This is a genomic window from Streptococcus xiaochunlingii (genome assembly GCF_006385805.1).
GTDB classification, from domain to species: domain Bacteria; phylum Bacillota; class Bacilli; order Lactobacillales; family Streptococcaceae; genus Streptococcus; species Streptococcus xiaochunlingii.
The window spans coordinates 623,344-641,874 of sequence record NZ_VFSG01000001.1 but is presented as its reverse complement, the minus strand read 5'-3'; the positions used below and the strand labels follow the sequence as shown (position 1 = coordinate 641,874).

The window sequence follows — 18,531 nt, the reverse complement described above, 5'->3', positions numbered from 1 at the left end:
TATGGAAAATAAGATTAAAAAAGCACGAGTCATTTATAATCCGACCTCTGGTCAGGAAATCATTAAAAAGAACATCGCAGAAGTATTGGATGTGTTAGAGGATGTCGGCTACGAAACAAGTGCCTATCAGACCACTCCAGAGCCCTTATCAGCTCAATTAGAAGCAGAACGGGCTGCTAAAGCAGGATTTGATTTGATCATTGCTGCGGGGGGAGACGGGACCATTAATGAAGTAGTGAACGGCGTTGCTAGTCTCGAACATCGTCCAAAAATGGCTTTTATCCCTACGGGAACAACCAATGATTACGCGCGTGCTTTGAAGATTCCAATGGGAGATCCGGTAGCTGCTGCAAGGATCATTGAGAAGAACCAAACCATCCAAATGGACATCGGCCGTGCTTATGGAAGTAAATATTTTATCAATATTGCTGCTGCAGGGACCTTATCTGAATTGACCTTTAGTGTGCCGAGCGAGGTGAAGTCGCGTTATGGCTACTTTGCTTATGTGGCCGAAGCGGTGAAGAAGTTCCCTAAAAATAAAACCCGCAAGGTACGGATTGAACACGACAATGGGGTCTATGTTGGACCAGTTTCTCTTGTGTTCGTGGCTTTGACCAATTCGATCGGTGGCTTTGAAAGTGTGGCACCAGATGCGAAACTTGATGATGGAAATTTTACTTTAATCTTAGTGAAAACCGCTAAATTATTTGATATGTTGTCTTTGATTATGCAAGCCGTCAATGGTGGAAAACATGTCAACGATTCAAATATTGAATACCTCAAAACCTCTAAATTGAAGATTGAAGTTTTAGATAAGAAAGAAGAGTTCAAGATAAATTTAGATGGTGAATACGGTGGAGATACACCGGTGGAACTGGAAGTCTTCCACAATCACTTAGAATTTTTTGCCAACATCGATGAAATTAATGACGATGCCTTGGTCCATTCGGAATATAAATCAGAAGAATAATGGAGAATCATTGCTGAGAGTGGGCAATGTTAGCTTCTTCTTAGTTAGGAAATAGGAAATACAATAAGATGCATCAGTATCAAGTAAAAATCCACTACCATCATCCTGTAGGCGATTATTTTGCCCGTGATATGTGGAAGTGGCATGAAGGAGTTTGGGGAGAGGAAGTATCCTTCTCCAAGCTTGATTATTTTGGAGTTGAGGGGCTCTTAGTTTATGACTGTGAGACGCCTCAACGGTTTGGCCATGTCATCATCAAGGAAGGAAACTGGATCAGTCAGTCAGACGAATACCATATTGAACTTTTGCCTGAAGGGCATGTGCGAGAAGTCTGGTTAATCAAAGGAGATGATACAGTCTATTATTCCTTGCAGGCTGCAATGACGAGTCATGAATATAGCCGTCGGAAGCCACACGCTTTTGATATGGCGACGCACTATCAAGAATTTGATGCCAAATGGGGCTATCAGGGCTGGTTGGGATATCGCCAGCAAGATGATGATTACCGCTTTAAACTTTGGGCACCTACTGCCAATAAAGTAGACCTCCTCATCTATGATTCTGTCGCCAATGACAGCAAGGTCTGGAAGATTGTCCCAATGGTTCGTGGTCAGAGAGAATCTAGCGACCATGTTCGCAATAACTGTGGTGTCTGGTATGCGGATGTCATGGGAAATCTCAGTGGACTAGCCTATCAGTATAAGGTTTATTTTGATTACCATACAGAGATTGCGCGTGATCCTTATACGATTGCAACGAGTGAAAATGGGAAAAAATCTGCCATTCTTTCTCATCAGGATTGCCTCTTTCCTGCCTTTCAGACAGAAGCTTATGAAAAAGCTGACTGGCGTTTAGATAATCCCTGTCAGGCGGTTGTCTATGAAATGCATGTTCGGGATTTGACCATCTCTCCAACTTCCGGTGTGGCTGAAGCCTATCGAGGAACCTACCGAGGAGCTTACCAGACTGGGACGAAGAACGCCCAAGGCGATGCCACTGCCTTTGACTACATTAAGGAATTAGGGGTCAATGTAGTCCAACTGCAACCAGTGACTGACCGCTATAAGACCTATGATGAAGAAGGGAATGTCCTCTACAATTGGGGTTATGATGTGCAGAATTATTCAGCACCTGAGACTTGGTATTCGACCAAACCTCACGATCCTAAGACCACCATGCGCGAATTAAAAGAAATGATTCACGCCTACCATGAAGCAGGAATCTCAGTGGTTATGGATGTCGTTTATAATCATATCTATTCAACAGAAGATGGTGCCTTTCAAACAACTGTTCCTGATTATTATTATCGGATGAATCCAGATGGATCCTTCCAAAATGGTACAGGAGTTGGGAATGAGACAGCCAGTGAGCATGAGATGTACCGCAAATTCATGATTGATTCCTTGACCCATTGGGTAACGGAATATAAGATTGACGGTTTCCGCTTTGACTTGATGGGAATCCATGATGTGGATACCATGAATGAAATCCGGCAAGCCATGGATGCGATTGACCCACGGATCCTCCTTTATGGAGAAGGTTGGGATATGGGGACAGGATTGGCTCCAGAAGATAAGGCTAAAAAGGACAATGCTTATCAAATGGCCCAAGTCGGTTTCTTTAATGATACCTCTCGAGATGCCATTAAGGGAGCTGAAGTCTTCGGCTCTATCAAACGGGGCTATGTTAGTCGCAAGTCTACAGAAGACATCATTGCGAGGTCTGTTCTGGGAAGTGCAGAGTTAGGATCTTTCCTAACTCCAAGTCAGGTCCTCAACTATGTAGAAGCCCATGACAACTACAACCTCTATGATTTACTTTCTTATGTTCATCCAGATGATTCTCAGGAAAAGATTAAGAAGCAGGTAGAGGTAGCGACAGCCATGAATCTCCTCTTCCAAGGGATGGCCTTTATGCAGGTTGGACAAGAGTTCCTACGAACCAAGTTAGTTGCAACGGGTGAAGATGGGGAAGTGACTCCTCAAGACCGAGAACGGGCTATGAATTCCTATAATGCGCCTGATGCCGTCAACCAAGTCGATTGGAATCTGGTATCTGTCAACAAGGATACGATTGACTATATTCGCCAAATCATTCATTTGAAAAAGACCTTACCTGCCTTGTCACTTGAGTCTTATGAGGAAATTTACCAACATGTCTTTGTGCATACAGCGGATATGGGCAGCGGTGTCGTTGTCTTTGAATTAAATTGGGACAAACACTACTATGTCATTTTTAACACCAGTGGACTACCATTCTATCTCCAGAACGCAGATCATCTTGAGCTCCTTGTTGGAAATAGTCGAAATAAACGTCCATTCTATGTTGAGAATTTAACAGCTTCCGTCTTTGAATGGAAGAAATAAACAAAAAATAAGATTGGGAAATCCCAATCTTATTTCAAATTGAAGATAAAGTCTTCTTTAAAACTTTCCTTAGGTGAGTACGGACGTCAGCGAACTTCTTCGAAGTTCCAAGACTAATTATTGAGCCTAAGGTCTCAATAATTCCGAGTGGGTGAAACTATAGTGTTTCACCCACTTTTCTCACAGAGGAAAGTTTTAGATTTACTTTAATAATCCAAATTAATAGAAATTATTTTTGGAAAACAATCCAACTACCTTAAGTAAAAATAGTTTGTCTACATTCAAAAATGAGGCTAGGACAAAAGTCCTAGCCTCTCAATTGACTTTGGATTGTCGAGCAAGACGCAGTGGTTGAGTGGGCTCTACTACGCTGATTTCATCAGCTTTTACAGCCCTACTCAACCGTGCGGAGGTAGGACGACGAAATCGAATTCTAACGAATTACCGATTTCTGTCCCACTCTCATTTTTTTTCTGATGAAGATGAACTTGAACTACTGGAGCTAGAATTCTCACTCGATGAAGAAGAAGAACTGAACTGTTCAGGATGGAGTTCCTTGTAGCTAGGTGCCTTAAAGAGATCAACCGTTGACTGATTGCCTTTTTGGCTATAGAGACTGGTTGATGCATCCCCTTTTTCTTTTTCTAGTTTCTTCAATGCTTTCATTGAGTTATTGTAGGAGTAATCATCTGGGTTGACTTTTCCAAGATCGTTACCAGTGTAGAACCGTAAAAGGTCTCCAGTTTGAATACTATCACTAATCTTGAGTTGTAAATTCGCTGCCTCACGGATTTTATCCAGTTGTTCTTTCGTTGTTTCGTCAGGATTGGTGATTTCTTCACCAGTCTTCGTATAATAAGTCCGGCCACTGTAACTTGTATACTCAGGGGTCACAAAGTAGTTAGATGAACGGAAAGCAACGATTTGACTATGATTTGGAGATAATAAGTCTTGTCCGACTTGAAGGAAGTTCTTCGAATCAATTCCTAACAAGTGTTCCAATGTTGGAAGCATATCAATCTCACCACCGTATGTTTCAATAACTTTCCCCTTGTCCATACCTGGAATCACCACCATATAAGGCACGCGTTGCAACATGGCATTGTCATAACTTGACCAAGTCTCCGAGTTCTTATCCAGTAAAGGAGCTAGAGCTGGATTCCGAGAGTTTGAAATACCATAGTGGTCACCGTACAAAACGATAATGGAGTTCTCATATAAGCCAGAAGCTTTGAGATAATCGAAGAAGGCCTTAATGGATGAATCTAGATAATTGGCTGTTGCGAAATAACCATTAATTGTTTCATCCTGTGTTTCAGCTAGAGGGAAGCCAATTTCATCACCAATCAGACTAGTCGTATAAGGATAATGATTGGAAACTGTAATGAACTTGGTATAAAACGGTTGTTGCATGTGTTCCAAGTACTTGATAGAATCCTTCAACATGATTTTGTCGTTGAGTCCATATTGGAAGGAGTTGGTATCATCTTGCTTTGTAAAGTAGGAGGCATCAAAGAAGTAATGGTAGCCCCATTGTTTATAGGCTGTATTTCGGTTCCAGAAGCTTCCTGCATTTCCGTGGAAAACAGCACTAGATTGGTAGCCGTTCTTAGAAAGAATGAAAGGAGCTGCTTGTTGAGTATTGGTCCCACCATAGTTCACCATAAAGGAACCTTGGTTCAAACCAAACAAGCCAGTCTCAATCATGGTCTCTGCATCTGATGTCTTTCCAGCTTTTACTTGGTTAAAGACATTGGCAAATGCAAAGGTTTCATTGGAATGGTAAAGTGAGTTGATAAAAGGAGTCACTTCGTATTCTTTGTCATCGACCTTCAATTTATAGTCGATTAAGAACTGTTGGAAGCTTTCCAAGTGGATATAGATGACATTTCGTCCCTTGGCTAGACCAAAGGTTTCCGGATTTGGTTGAGCGTAATGGCTAGCAACGTACTCTTCAACTGGCTTCAAGTCTACTTCAGAGGCTTTAGAGCGTTCTTTGTTGGCCATGTAGGTTTGGTTGGCACTGTAACCTAAGAAGGCTGGCAAGCCAAGCGCACGGACCACATAATAATTTGAGAAGCCACGCGTTAACAATTCCGGACGGTCAATCTCTGCCAAGAAAAGGTTGGCAGAGAAGAGCATAGCAGAGAGCGAAGTCACTGCAAAACTTGCCCGTTTGTTAAAGGGACGGTGATCTAGTTTGACCAATTTCTTTAAGAAGAGGAAAGCTAGAATCGGGAAGTCTAAAATATAGATAATATCCCAGGGACGGAATAATTCTAAGGCTGCAGCTCCAAGACCAGCGGAAACCTTACTAGAGGCCAGCATGGTATTAACCGTTACGAAGTCAGTAAACTCACGATAATAAATCGAGTTGGAAATCAACCAGATAAATAAAATGACATAGATGCTAAAAGATAGCAAATAAAAGAGTTTGGTTCTCTTAATATAAAAAGCGAGACCGATGAATAAGAGGCTGAGTGGAATCGGGTTAATGACTGCGAGAAAAACCTGATAAAAGCCTTGAATATCTAGATTAAAGTCTACTGCATAGGCCCACATGGTTTTAAACCAATAAAGCAACAGTAGGGTAAAGACAAATCCTAGTCTGGTACTCATAGCATCGAGTATCGTTTTGGTAATTTTTTTCACAAAAATATACTTCCTTGCCTTATTTCCTAAAAATTTTCTTACAACAGTATACCATAATTTAAAACGTTTTGAAAATAAAGCAAGTAAATAATAATGTTAAAAAAGAGTATGGTTGATATTGGTAATCATTAGCTAAACAAAAGAAGTGAGATTGTTTAAAAAGATGGTGAATACTTCCTTGATAATAGGATTCTTAAGTAGGAGACTTTGTGAATTTTTGAAAATTTTGATACAATAGAAGTATGAAAAAGCTGACAATTAACCGACAAGTTGAGAAAAAAATCCATAAAGGTTATAAGATTTTAGAGAAGAGTGATTTTGAACAACTCCCTTTTGACAATGAGGTAGTCGAGCTGGTCACAGCTTCAGGTCATTTTCTAGGGACAGGCTATCTTTCAGAGCAAAACAAGGGGCTTGGTTGGGTCATTTCTACGAAGAAAATCATCTTGGATCAGGCTTACTTTAGTTACTTATTTGCTGAGGCTAAGTCAAAACGTCAGTCTTACTATCATTCGGAATTGGATACAGCTTTTAGAATTTTTAATCAAGAAGGCGACGGATTTGGTGGCTTGACCATTGATCTCTATGGAGATTATGCTGTTTTTTCTATCTACAATGCCTTTGTTTATCAAATCAGAGAGCTTCTTGTTACGGCTTTTCAAGAAGTTTTTCCAGAGGTCTTGGGAGGATATGAAAAAATCCGTTTCAAGGATCCAGGTTATGAGTCAGCCCATCTTTTTGGTCAAGAAGCTCCAGAGCAGTTTTTGATTTTGGAAAATGGTGTTCGCTACCAAGTCTTTCTGAATGATGGCTTGATGACAGGGATTTTCTTGGACCAACACGATGTGCGTGCTAGTTTAGTAGATGGCTTAGCTGCAGGTAAATCCTTACTCAATATGTTTTCCTACACGGCGGCTTTTTCGGTAGCAGCGGCCATGGGCGGAGCAGTAGAAACAACCTCTGTTGATTTGGCTAAGCGGAGTCGCGAACTATCTGAAGCTCATTTTGTGGCAAATGGTCTAGCATTGGACCAGCACCGCTTTATCGTCATGGATGTTTTTGATTATTATAAGTATGCCAAGCGTCATGCCTTGACTTATGATGTGATCGTTTTAGATCCGCCGAGTTTTGCTCGCAATAAGAAGCGTACCTTCTCTGTTGCGAAGGATTATCACAAACTAATCGAGCAGTCCCTAGAGATCTTGAAACCAAAAGGTATTTTGATTGCAAGTACGAATGCTGCCAATGTCAGTCGGGATAAATTTAAGAAAGAAATTGAAAAGGGCTTCAAAGGCCAAAAGCATCGCTTTATCAGTGAAGTAGGACTTCCAGCTGATTTTCAATACAATGAAAGGGAAGAAAGTAGTAATTACTTGAAAGTTTTTACGATTAAGGTGGATCAATGAAATTAGTCGTTTCTGTAATGCCAAGAAATTTTGAAGAAGCACAGGCCATTGATGCCAGTCGTTATCAGGATGCAGATGTCATTGAATGGCGTGCGGATTATTTGGATAAGAATGATATCTTACAAGTTGCGCCTGCCATCTTTGAAAAATTTGCCGGTCGTGAGATTTTATTTACCCTGCGGACACGGGAACAGGGAGGAGAAATTGACCTTTCTGGTGAAGAGTACGTAGCGATTATCCATGATATCAACAACATCTATCATCCGGATTATGTCGATTTTGAGTACTTTGGTCACCAGGACGAGTTCAATCAGATGATGGATTATTCCAATCTTGTCTTAAGCTACCATAATTTCCAGGAAACCCCTGAAAATATGATGGAGATTATGTCAGAGTTAACCAGCTTTACACCGAAATTGGTTAAGGTCTCTGTGATGGCTCATACCGAGCAGGATGTTCTCGACTTGATGAACTATACACGTGGTTTTAAAACCCTAAATCCAGAACAAGAATTCGTTACCATTTCTATGGGGAAAATTGGCCGAATTTCTCGCATTGCTGCCGATTTAACCGGTTCTGTTTGGTCCTATGCTAGCGTTGGAGAGCAAAGTGCACCAGGTCAAATCAGCTTGTCCAGCATGCACAAGATTCGGGAGATCTTAGATGAAGATTGATGGCTATACGCGAATGGCGGCCGTGATTGCCAAGCCCATTCGTCATAGTATCTCTCCCTTTATTCACAATCATGCTTACCAACTAACCGCTACCAATGCGGTCTATCTTGCTTGGGAAGTGGAAGAAGATGAAGTTGCACAAAGTCTTCAACATTTAAAAGTACTGGATATGTTGGGCGCCAATATTTCCATGCCCTATAAGAAAAAGGTCTTGCCATTTTTAGATCAGGTAGATGGAAGCGCACAACTTATTGGTTCGGTCAATACAATTGTTCAGAAAGATGGTCGTTTAACAGGCTACAACACAGACGGACTTGGTTTTCTGAAGAGTCTCCCTAAAACTTTTTCGATAAAAAATAAGAAACTCGTCCTTTTAGGAGCGGGTGGGGCTGCGACTGCTATTGTTGTAGAGGCTATTCGGCAAGGAGTTGGCGAGATTCATTTATTTGTTCGTCCAGAAAGCTTAGATAAATATCAGGCTATCTTTGCTCCACTATCCGAAACTCTTGCTGTTTTAATTGTCCTTCATGACTTATCCAGTTGGGATCAGTTGAATGCAACGATAGAGGGGACGGATTTATTGATCAATGCTACAGGACTTGGAATGGACGGGTTTTCTCTCCCTATTCCGAAAGACTTTATCTTTCCTAAAGGTTGTCTAGTGGCTGATTTAGCTTATTTTCCTGTCAAGACACCATTTCTTCAATTAGCAGAAGAACAAGGGGCAAAAACCTTAAATGGCTTGGGAATGCTCTTCCATCAAGCTGCCGTTGCCTTCGAACTGATGACGGATAAAACTTTCCCGGAAGAGGAAGTCTGGCAAGCTTTGAAATTGGAATACCCAGATTATGTATTAGAAAAATGATGGAAGAAAACAGAAAAACTTAATCAAGTATGCTCTGTTTTCTATTTTTATACAATAGTGAAATTGTAATTTTTTTCACATGGATTTGAAAGGAGATCCTTATGAAGGTGAATGTTGATCTACCAAAGAATGGTTATGAGATTGTCATTGAGAATGGAGCGATCCAAAAGGTTGGAACCTGGCTCAGTCATTTATGGGAAGCTCAAAAAGTAGCAGTCATTACAGACAACCATGTAGGATCTCTTTATGCAAGTCAGGTGGTAAAAAACCTTGAAAGTGAAGGATTTACAGTGATTAGCTATGAGTTCCTAGAAGGAGAAGCTAGTAAAAATCTGACGACCGTCCAGAAAGTCTATGAATTTTTAGCGAAAAATGGGATGACACGATCAGACGGCATTCTCGCTCTTGGTGGTGGCGTTGTCGGTGATCTAGCTGGCTTTGTAGCTTCCACCTATATGAGGGGCATTCATTTCGTTCAAGTACCGACTAGTTTGACAGCGCAGGTTGACTCCTCTATCGGAGGTAAGACCGGAGTCAATACACTCTATGCTAAAAACATGGTAGGAACATTTGCCCAACCGGATGGGGTATTGATTGATCCTGAAGTGCTGCGGACTCTTGGCAAGCGCGAGTTGATCGAGGGCATGGGAGAAGTTATCAAGTACGGTCTCATAGAAGATCAAGTCTTATGGGAAGAGCTGGATCAAATGGATGGCTCCGTTGAGTCTATTTATGAGCATGCAGAATCCCTGATTGCCCATTCCTGTCAAGTCAAGCGCAAGATGGTCGTCGAAGATGAGCTAGACCAAGGCATTCGCCTATATCTGAATTTTGGTCATACCCTTGGCCATGCGATTGAAGCAACAGCCGGTTATGGCCAGATTATGCACGGAGAAGCCGTAGCGATTGGAATGGTGCAAATCACTAAGGTGGCAGAAGCTAAGGGATTGGTCCAAGCCGGTTTAACGCAGGCTATTCGTCAAATGTGTCAAAAATTTGGCTTACCAGTAGAATTCCATACTTGGGATAAGGAAAAGCTTTATCAGGCCTTAACCTTGGACAAGAAGGCGAGGGGCAATCAATTGAAACTCGTTTTGGTACCTGAAATTGGAACTTGTCAGATCCATCCAGTCCCATTGGAAGAAATGAGAGACTTCTTAAACTAGAAAGCGACAAAGGAGATACCATGCGTTATTTAACAGCAGGAGAATCACACGGACCACGACTTACAGCTATTATCGAAGGAGTGCCAGCAGGTCTCCCTTTGACAGCTGATTATATCAACGTCGAATTAAAACGCCGCCAAGGAGGCTACGGTCGTGGAGCACGGATGAAGATTGAAAGCGATCAGGTCGAGATCACCTCTGGTGTTCGCCATGGCTTGACCATGGGAGGTCCTATCACCTTGAATGTCACCAATCTAGACCATCAAAAATGGCTAGAAATCATGTCTGTTAGTGATGTGGAGGAAAAGAAGAAGGGGCTCCGGAAAATTACCAAGCCTCGTCCAGGCCACGCCGATTTGGTCGGTGGCATCAAGTACCGTTTCGATGACTTGCGAAATTCTTTGGAACGGTCATCGGCTCGGGAAACAACCATGCGGGTAGCAGTAGGTGCAGTAGCCAAACGTTTATTGGAAGAGATTGGGGTTCAAGTAGCCAGCCACATCGTCAATTTCGGTGGCATCGAAGTAGAGGTTCCGGAAAATCTAACAGTTTCCCAAATCAAGGAAGCGGTTGCTCAGTCAGAAGTTTCCATCGTCAATCGAGAGCGAGAAGAGGAAATCAAGGCCTATATCGATAGTGTGAAGAAAGAAGGGGAAACCATCGGAGGGATCGTCGAAACGATTGTAGGTGGTGTGCCTGTCGGTCTGGGATCTTTTGTCCAATGGGACAAGAAATTGGATGCTAAGATCGCTCAAGGGGTTGTCTCTATCAATGCTTTTAAAGGTGTAGAGTTCGGGCTAGGCTTTGAAGCAGGCCGTCGAAAAGGCAGTCAAGTCATGGACGAAATTCTCTGGTCTGAGCAAGATGGGTATACTCGTCGAACCAATCATTTGGGTGGATTTGAAGGCGGTATGACCAATGGAGAGCCGATTATCGTTCGTGGTGTTATGAAACCAATCCCAACCCTTTATAAACCCCTCATGAGTGTCGATACTGAAACGCACGAACCGTATAAGGCAACGGTGGAGCGGAGTGATCCAACAGCACTTCCGGCTGCAGGGGTTGTCATGGAAGCTGTGGTGGCAACGGTTTTAGCCACAGAAGTCTTGGACAAGTTCTCTTCTGATAATCTGGAAGAATTGAAGGAGGCTGTCGAGAGTCATCGGGCCTATACCAAAGCTTTCTAACTGGAGAAATAGATGGAAGAAAAGGTTGTTTATATCGTCGGTCTAGGACTGATTGGTGCTTCGTTAGCCATGGGGATCCGGAAAGCTCATCCGCAAGTGACTTTACTAGGCTATAATCGCAGTCAGGCCTCACGGGATATTGCACTTAAGAATGGCATAGTGGATGAGGTGACGGCTGATCTTGAAGCATTTGCTAGTCGAGCTGATGTCATTATCGTCTCATTACCTGTCAAGCAAACCATTCAAACCTTTCAGCAACTGGCGAGAATGCCACTGAAAGAAGGAGTCATTGTGACAGATGTGGGCTCTACCAAGGGGGCCATTGTAGAAGCTGGTCAAGAAGTTTTTAATCATCTGCCAGTCCGTTTTGTCGGCGGGCATCCCATGGCGGGAAGTCACAAGACAGGAGCTGCCTCAGCTGACTCCACGCTCTTTGAAAATGCCTACTATATTTTTACCCCAACAGCTACGACAGACCCAAGTGCGGTCTTGGAATTGAAGGATCTCCTCTCAGGGCTTAAAGCCCGTTTCATCGAGGTAGATCCAATAGAACACGATCGGGTCACTTCTCAAATCAGCCACTTTCCTCACGTATTGGCAGCTACCCTGATGGGACAAGCAGCTGCTTATACAGAGGAGCACAGCCTAGCAGGTCGCTTTGCTGCAGGAGGATTTCGTGATATGACGCGGATTGCGGAGAGTGAGCCCAGTATGTGGACCTCCATTCTGCTATCTAATCCAGCTTCGGTTCTTGATCGGATAGCGGATTTTAAGGATCGTCTTGAGCAAGTTGCTGATATGATTCGCCAAGGACAAGAAGATGCCATTTGGGCCTTCTTTGACCATAGTCGAGAGCAACGGCAACATATGCAGATCCATAAAAGAGGAGGGGTGGAAAGCACCTTCGATATTTTTGTGGATGTTCCAGACGAAGAAGATGTCATCCTTCGGATCCTCGAATTGCTTCGTGGTACCTCCTTGGTCAATATTCATATCAATGAGGAAAACCGGGAAGATGTCTACGGAATTCTTCAGATTTCCTTTAAGACGGCTGCAGATCAAGCGCGGGCTGAAGCCTTGATCACCGAGCAAACGGATTATAGTGTGGTGATCAAATAGGTCCCAAGTAGGATTTTTACAAAAATAGCAGTTTCTACCACAAGATCTACCAGAATCTTTGTATAATAGAACAAAACCAAATTGTTAAGGAGAAATCACATGTCAAATATTTATGATCTAGCCAATGAGTTGTCACGCGGAATTCGTGACTTACCAGAATACAAGGCTGTTCTTGCTAGTAAGGAAGCCATTGATGCCGATGCCGATGCAAAAGCGTTATTCGGAGACTACCTGGCTTTCCAACAAGAAATTCATGGAGTCATCCAGTCTGGACAAATGCCAACTGAAGACCAACAAAAGAAAATGCAGGACTTTGCTGGGAAGTTACAAGGAAACCCAATTGTAAACGAGTTTTTCACCAAACAACAGCAACTATCTGTTTATCTAGGAGATATCGAACGGATTATTTTTGATCCAGTTCAAGATTTATTTAAATAAGGGAGAGAGAGTGGGACAGAAATCGTTAATTCGTTAGAATTCGATTTCGTCGTCCCACCTCCGCACAGTTGAGTAGAGCTGTATAAGCTGATAAAATCAGCGTAGTAGAGCCCACTCAACCACTGCGTCTTGCTCGACAATCCAAAGACAATTGAGAGGCTAGGACTTTTGTCCCAGCCTCTTTTCTCTCCCCTCTTGCGGGTCCTTCCAAGTGAACGTTGAAAATGGCTGTTTTTTATGGTAGAATTTTTAGAAAAGCTTGAAGGGGTAAGCCATGAAATTACAAACGAATTGTAAGGGTTTAAATGGAATCATTCGTGTTCCAGGTGATAAATCGATCAGTCATCGTTCGATTATCTTTGGTAGCCTTGCGCATGGAACCACTAAGGTCTATGATATCCTACGTGGTGAAGATGTCTTATCCACTATTCAAGTATTTAGAGACCTAGGCGTCTCTATCCAAGATGATGGTCAAGTGATCACCATCGAGGGAAAAGGCTTCGAAGCTTTTCAACAACCTAAGAATAATCTGGATATGGGGAACTCAGGCACCTCCACTCGATTGATAGCGGGTGTCTTAGCAGGAAGTCCTTTTCCAGTCACCATGGTTGGAGATGACAGCTTGTCCAAACGACCAATGGATCGAGTGGCGATCCCCCTTCGAGAGATGGGAGTCACTGTCCAGGGTCAAACAGATCGAGACATGTTGCCCCTTCGCCTTCATGGAACAAAAGACTTACAACCAATCCACTATTCATTACCGGTAGCCTCTGCTCAGGTCAAGTCAGCTCTTCTATTTGCTGCCATGCAAGCAGAAGGGGAGTCGGTTATTTTGGAGAAGGAGCTAACGCGGAATCACACCGAAGATATGATCCAGCAGTTCGGTGGCCATATCAGCGTGAAGGGCAAAGAAATTCGCCTACGTGGGCCTCAAAGCTTCCAAGCCTGTGAGGTGACGGTACCAGGTGATATTTCCAGTGCAGCCTTTTGGTTGGTAGCTGGTTTGATTGTCCCTAATAGTCAGATTCGTCTAGAGAATGTCGGGATCAATGAGACTCGTACAGGTATCCTAGAGGTTATTGAAAAAATGGGTGGCAAGCTTCAAATATTGGATGTTGATCCCCTTGCTAAGGCTGCGACGCTTGTCGTAGAGACTTCCGACCTCCATGGAACAGAAATTTCGGGTGATTTGATTCCTCGCTTGATTGATGAGCTTCCAATCATTGCCCTTTTGGCTACCCAGGCTTCTAGCCAAACCATTATCAAAGATGCTGAAGAATTGAAAGTCAAGGAAACAGATCGCATCCAAGTAGTGGCAGAGAGTCTAAATGCCATGGGGGCTAACATCACCCCAACAGAGGACGGGATGATTATTGAGGGGAAAACGCCCTTACATGGTGCTAGCCTGCAAACCTTTGGTGACCACCGGATCGGCATGTTGGGAGCTATTGCAGCCCTGCTTGTAAGAGAAGGTGAAGTGGAACTTACGCGTGCTGAAGCTATTAATACCAGCTATCCTACCTTCTTTGCAGATTTAGAAAAGGTGTCTCATGCCTAAAGTACTACTCGGCTTTATGGGAGCAGGGAAAACGACCATTGGCTCTTTATTGGATCCAGCTTTTGCAGATATGGATGCACTCTTGGTCCAAAGCTTAGAAATGCCGATTTCTGACTATTTTGCTCGCTATGGAGAAGACAGTTTTCGCCAGCAAGAGTCGCTTTTGTTGCATGAGTTACTCAATCAAGAGAGCTCGGTTATTTCAACTGGTGGAGGCATCGTCCTGAAACCAGAAAATCGCAAGCTTCTCAAGAAGAATCCTTGTAATATTTATTTACGGATTGATTTTGAGCGGCTTTATCAAAGACTGGCTGCGGATCCTGCAACTAAGCGCCCCCTCTTTCTTAATAAAAAACCAGAAGAGTTTCGTGCCTTGTATGAGCAACGCCTGCCCCTTTATGAAGAAGTAGCCACACATGTGATTGATGTTGCTGATAAGACACCAGAAGAAATTGTGGAGATCATCCGATGCTTGTAGCTTATCTCGGTCCTAAGGGATCCTTTACCCACCATGTAGCCCTTGAAAGTTTTGAAGAGGCTACCTTATGCCCTTACGGGTCTATCACAGAAGTGATCAAAGCTTATGAGTCCGACCAAGTAGATTATGCGGTTATCCCTGTTGAGAACTCTATCGAAGGTAGTGTCCATGAGACGATTGACTACCTCTTTCACCAGGCTCGTTTCCAGGCTATTGCAGAAGTGGTCTATCCTATTAAGCAACAACTCTTAGCAGTTAAGCAGTATCAAGCCATTGAAGTGATCTATTCGCATCCTCAAGCATTAGCCCAAGGGAAAGCCTATGTACAGGAGCATTTCCCTCAAGCCAGATTAGAGATGACAACTTCGACTTCCTATGCGGCTCGATATGTCTCTCAACATCCGGAACTTCCTATTGCAGCCATTGCGCCTTTGGAGGCCAAGGATGAATATGGTTTGGAAGTGGTAGCTAGTAATATTCAGGAAATGGATCAAAATTTCACCCGCTTTTGGATTCTTGGTCAGCGACCTTTTGAAGGCAGTCGCTCGCTGAAGAAAGCTGCTAGTAAGGATAGTTTGGCGATTACCTTACCAAGTAATATTGCGGGCTCCTTATGCCAGGCACTATCTACATTTGCTTCAAGAGAATTAAATTTAACAAAAATTGAAAGTCGTCCTTTAAAAACGGCCCTAGGGGAGTATTTTTTTATCATCGATGTGGTGGATGCTGACGAATCACTGTTTGCATCCGCTTATCAAGAACTGGAGTCCCTGGGGGTATCTATCAAAACCTTAGGCCACTATTGGGTCTATGAGCTAAATGACAATGAAACGGAGAACGTATGAGTAGAGTATCAGAAAACTTGTCCTATCATGAACAAAAAAGATTGGATTATCTTTATTCCAACTACCATTACCTGAATGAAAAGGAGCGGTTGGAATATAAGTACCTAAAAAATAAATCAGAGGGACATTTCCAAGAAAACACCGTTTCAGCAAGAGCAGAGGAGTTTGTTGCTCCTTCAAGTAGAGGGGAAGACAATTATGACGAATTACCAGTCTATCCATCACGTAGCCGGAAGGACAAATCCAAAACCAATAAAAAGAACCGAGAGGAAGTAGCACCCCTTCCCAAACGGAAGAAAGGAAGCAAAATTCGCTTCAAACGTATTTTAAAATGGATAGCTATCTTCTTCTTGTTGGTCCTTGGTGGGATGGTCTTTATGTTTCTCAAAGGCTTGAATAGCAAACCTGGTGGTACCAATGCCCAACCAGCTGTTAAAGAGTATTTTAACGGCCAGAAGACCAAAGACGGAGTCAATATCCTGATCTTGGGAACAGATGGTCGAATCGGGGAAAGCTCGTCTGAGACGCGAACAGACTCCATCATGGTGGTCAATGTCAACAACAAGGACGGCAAGGTGAAAATGGTTAGCTTTATGCGAGATACTTTGGTACATATCGATGGCGTAAGCCAACAAACGGATCCAGAATATCAAGATTATTATGACCAGAAGTTGAATACGGCCTTCACCATTGGAGAGCAGAATAACAACCAAGGGGCAGAGTTGGTCCGTCAAATGCTTAAAGATAACTTTGATATTGATATCCAATACTATGCCATGGTCGATTTCCAAACCTTTGCGACAGCGATTGATACCCTTTTCCCGAATGGGGTGGAGATGAATGCTCAGTTCTCTACTATTGATGGTGAAACCGTCTCTGAGGTTGAAGTCCCTGATGACTTGAATATGAAGGATGGGGTCGTTCCGAATCAGACCATTAAGGTCGGAAAACAACGGATGGATGGCCGGACCCTCCTCAACTATGCTCGTTTCCGTAAAGATGATGAGGGCGACTTTGGACGGACAAGACGCCAACAAGAAGTCATGTCTGCCATTGTGCACCAAATCAAGGATCCAACCAAGCTCTTTACTGGATCTGAAGCACTAGGAAAGGTCTTCGCTATGACCTCTACCAATGTACCCTTCTCCTTCCTATTGACCAACGGGATTGGCTTAGTCGGAAGTGCCAGCAAGGGGATTGAACGCATCACCATTCCAGAAAATGGGGATTGGGTCGATGCCTACGATATGTATGGTGGTCAAGGCTTGCTGGTCGATTTCGATGCTTATAAAAAGAAATTGTCCCAAATGGGCTTAAGATGATATAATTAAGGGATAGGAGTTTTGAAAACTCCATCCCTTTTAATTTGTAGAAAGATTGAATACCATGTTAAAGAAAAATGAAATTGTAGACGTTGAGATTGTCGATTTGACCCACGAAGGAGCAGGAGTGGCTAAGGTCGATGGCTTGGTCTTTTTTGTGGAAAATGCCTTGCCAGGAGAAGTCATCCGCATGCGCGTGCTCAAGGTCAATAAGAAGATCGGCTACGGAAAAGTAGAGGAGTACTTGGAAAAATCTCCTCACCGCAATGAGGAACTGGACCTGGCTTACTTGCGAAGCGGCATTGCTGACTTGGGCCACCTGGCTTATTCGGAGCAGCTGAAATTCAAGGCCAAACAGGTCAAGGATAGTCTCTACAAGATGGCAGGAATCTCTGATATCGAAGTGCCCCTGACCTTGGGGATGGACCATCCCGTCCAGTATCGTAACAAGGCCCAAGTGCCTGTTCGTCGTGTCAATGGTCAGGTGGAGACAGGCTTCTTTCGCAAGAACTCTCATAATTTGATGCCGATTGAAGATTTCTATATCCAAGATCCAGTCATTGACCAAGTGGTCTTGGCTCTTCGAGATTTGATTCGTCGGTTTGACCTCAAGCCTTATGATGAAAGGGAACAATCTGGCTTGATTCGCAATCTCGTGGTTCGCCGAGGGCATCATTCAGGAGAAATCATGGTCATTTTGGTCACTACTCGTCCCAAGGTTTTCCGTGTGGACCAGTTGATCGAGCAGTTGATCAAGCAATTTCCAGCCATCAAATCCGTTATGCAAAATATCAACGACCAGAATACCAATGCTATTTTTGGGAAAGAATGGCGTACGCTTTATGGCCAAGATTACATTACCGATCAAATGTTGGGCAATAGCTTCCAAATCTCTGGGCCAGCCTTTTACCAGGTCAATACCGAAATGGCAGAGAAGCTCTATCAGACAGCCATTGACTTTGCGGAGTTAAGAGAAGATGATGTCGTGATTGATGCCTACTCCGGAATTGGGACCATTGGCTTATCCGTTGCCAAGCACGTCAAGGAAGTCTATGGCGTAGAAGTCATCCCTGAAGCTGTGGAGAATAGCCAGAAGAATGCTAGTCTAAATGGCATCACCAATGCCCATTATGTCTGCGATACAGCAGAAAATGCTATGAAGAATTGGCTCAAGGAAGGCATCCAACCAACCGCCATCCTAGTCGACCCACCACGCAAGGGCTTGACCGAAAGCTTTATCAAAGCAAGTGCCCAAACAGGCGCTGACCGCATCGCCTATATCTCCTGTAACGTCGCCACCATGGCGCGTGATATCAAACTCTATCAAGAGTTAGGTTATGAATTGAAGAAAGTCCAGCCGGTGGACTTATTCCCTCAAACGCACCATGTCGAATGTGTAAGCTTGTTAGTAAAACGCAACTAATCCTCAAAAGGTTCACTGAACCTTTTGAGTCCCACAGACGCACCACGTTGAGGCGGTATCAC

General features: G+C 43.4%; 15 protein-coding genes. 14 read left to right on the top strand and 1 reads right to left on the bottom strand.

From position 1 onward, the window contains the following. Nucleotide 1 precedes the first annotated feature (1 nt). Together FJR71_RS03295 and pulA are read left to right on the top strand one after the other, a co-directional pair. Nucleotides 2-970 carry a diacylglycerol kinase family lipid kinase gene (locus FJR71_RS03295; RefSeq protein WP_140814090.1) on the top strand — a complete coding sequence of 323 codons (969 nt, stop codon included), beginning with the start codon at nucleotides 2-4 and terminating at the stop codon, nucleotides 968-970. A gap of 68 nt (nucleotides 971-1,038) precedes the next feature. Then, complete coding sequence (gene pulA, locus FJR71_RS03290) at nucleotides 1,039-3,336, top strand: type I pullulanase (RefSeq protein WP_140814089.1); 2,298 nt, start codon at nucleotides 1,039-1,041, stop codon at nucleotides 3,334-3,336. A 462-nt stretch (nucleotides 3,337-3,798) separates the two neighbouring features. On the opposite strand, the gene FJR71_RS03285 is transcribed toward pulA, so the two are convergent. Next, the gene (locus FJR71_RS03285; protein ID WP_140814088.1) at nucleotides 3,799-5,988 is read right to left on the bottom strand and encodes an LTA synthase family protein; all 2,190 of its coding nucleotides are present in this window, start codon (nucleotides 5,986-5,988) and stop codon (nucleotides 3,799-3,801) included. 242 nt (nucleotides 5,989-6,230) lie between these two features. Here FJR71_RS03285 and FJR71_RS03280 point away from each other — a divergent pair, with 242 nt between their 5' ends. From FJR71_RS03280 to rlmD, 12 genes are all read left to right on the top strand, one after another. After that, on the top strand, nucleotides 6,231-7,394 hold the full coding sequence (locus FJR71_RS03280) for a class I SAM-dependent rRNA methyltransferase (protein WP_140814087.1): 1,164 nt from the start codon (nucleotides 6,231-6,233) through the stop codon (nucleotides 7,392-7,394). Continuing rightward, nucleotides 7,391-8,068: a type I 3-dehydroquinate dehydratase gene (aroD, locus tag FJR71_RS03275; RefSeq protein ID WP_140814086.1), complete on the top strand. Its 678-nt coding sequence runs from the start codon at nucleotides 7,391-7,393 to the stop codon at nucleotides 8,066-8,068. The genes FJR71_RS03280 and aroD overlap by 4 nt, the downstream gene beginning before the upstream one ends. After that, entirely contained in the window at nucleotides 8,058-8,933 is an 876-nt protein-coding gene (gene aroE / locus FJR71_RS03270; RefSeq protein WP_140814085.1) for a shikimate dehydrogenase, read from the top strand. Before aroD ends, aroE begins: the two co-directional genes overlap by 11 nt. Nucleotides 8,934-9,034: 101 nt before the next feature. Beyond that, entirely contained in the window at nucleotides 9,035-10,099 is a 1,065-nt protein-coding gene (gene aroB, locus FJR71_RS03265; RefSeq protein ID WP_048688136.1) for a 3-dehydroquinate synthase, read from the top strand. 20 nt (nucleotides 10,100-10,119) lie between these two features. Beyond that, a complete protein-coding gene (aroC, locus tag FJR71_RS03260; protein WP_048688143.1) occupies nucleotides 10,120-11,286 on the top strand; it encodes a chorismate synthase in 1,167 nt (388 codons plus the stop codon). Nucleotides 11,287-11,298: 12 nt separating this feature from the next. Further along, nucleotides 11,299-12,405, top strand: a complete 1,107-nt coding sequence (locus tag FJR71_RS03255; RefSeq protein WP_140814084.1) for a prephenate dehydrogenase — start codon at nucleotides 11,299-11,301, stop codon at nucleotides 12,403-12,405. A gap of 99 nt (nucleotides 12,406-12,504) precedes the next feature. After that, complete coding sequence (locus FJR71_RS03250; protein ID WP_061564079.1) at nucleotides 12,505-12,843, top strand: YlbF/YmcA family competence regulator; 339 nt, start codon at nucleotides 12,505-12,507, stop codon at nucleotides 12,841-12,843. Nucleotides 12,844-13,117: 274 nt separating this feature from the next. Continuing rightward, nucleotides 13,118-14,401 carry a 3-phosphoshikimate 1-carboxyvinyltransferase gene (gene aroA / locus FJR71_RS03240; RefSeq protein ID WP_140814083.1) on the top strand — a complete coding sequence of 428 codons (1,284 nt, stop codon included), beginning with the start codon at nucleotides 13,118-13,120 and terminating at the stop codon, nucleotides 14,399-14,401. Beyond that, on the top strand, nucleotides 14,394-14,879 hold the full coding sequence (locus tag FJR71_RS03235) for a shikimate kinase (RefSeq protein ID WP_048789111.1): 486 nt from the start codon (nucleotides 14,394-14,396) through the stop codon (nucleotides 14,877-14,879). The genes aroA and FJR71_RS03235 overlap by 8 nt, the downstream gene beginning before the upstream one ends. Further along, nucleotides 14,870-15,724 carry a prephenate dehydratase gene (gene pheA, locus FJR71_RS03230; protein ID WP_140814082.1) on the top strand — a complete coding sequence of 285 codons (855 nt, stop codon included), beginning with the start codon at nucleotides 14,870-14,872 and terminating at the stop codon, nucleotides 15,722-15,724. The genes FJR71_RS03235 and pheA overlap by 10 nt, the downstream gene beginning before the upstream one ends. Continuing rightward, nucleotides 15,721-17,046: an LCP family protein gene (locus tag FJR71_RS03225; protein ID WP_048789109.1), complete on the top strand. Its 1,326-nt coding sequence runs from the start codon at nucleotides 15,721-15,723 to the stop codon at nucleotides 17,044-17,046. The genes pheA and FJR71_RS03225 overlap by 4 nt, the downstream gene beginning before the upstream one ends. 64 nt (nucleotides 17,047-17,110) lie before the next feature. Next, nucleotides 17,111-18,469 carry a 23S rRNA (uracil(1939)-C(5))-methyltransferase RlmD gene (gene rlmD / locus FJR71_RS03220; protein WP_140814081.1) on the top strand — a complete coding sequence of 453 codons (1,359 nt, stop codon included), beginning with the start codon at nucleotides 17,111-17,113 and terminating at the stop codon, nucleotides 18,467-18,469. The last annotated feature ends 62 nt before the right edge of the window (nucleotides 18,470-18,531 follow it).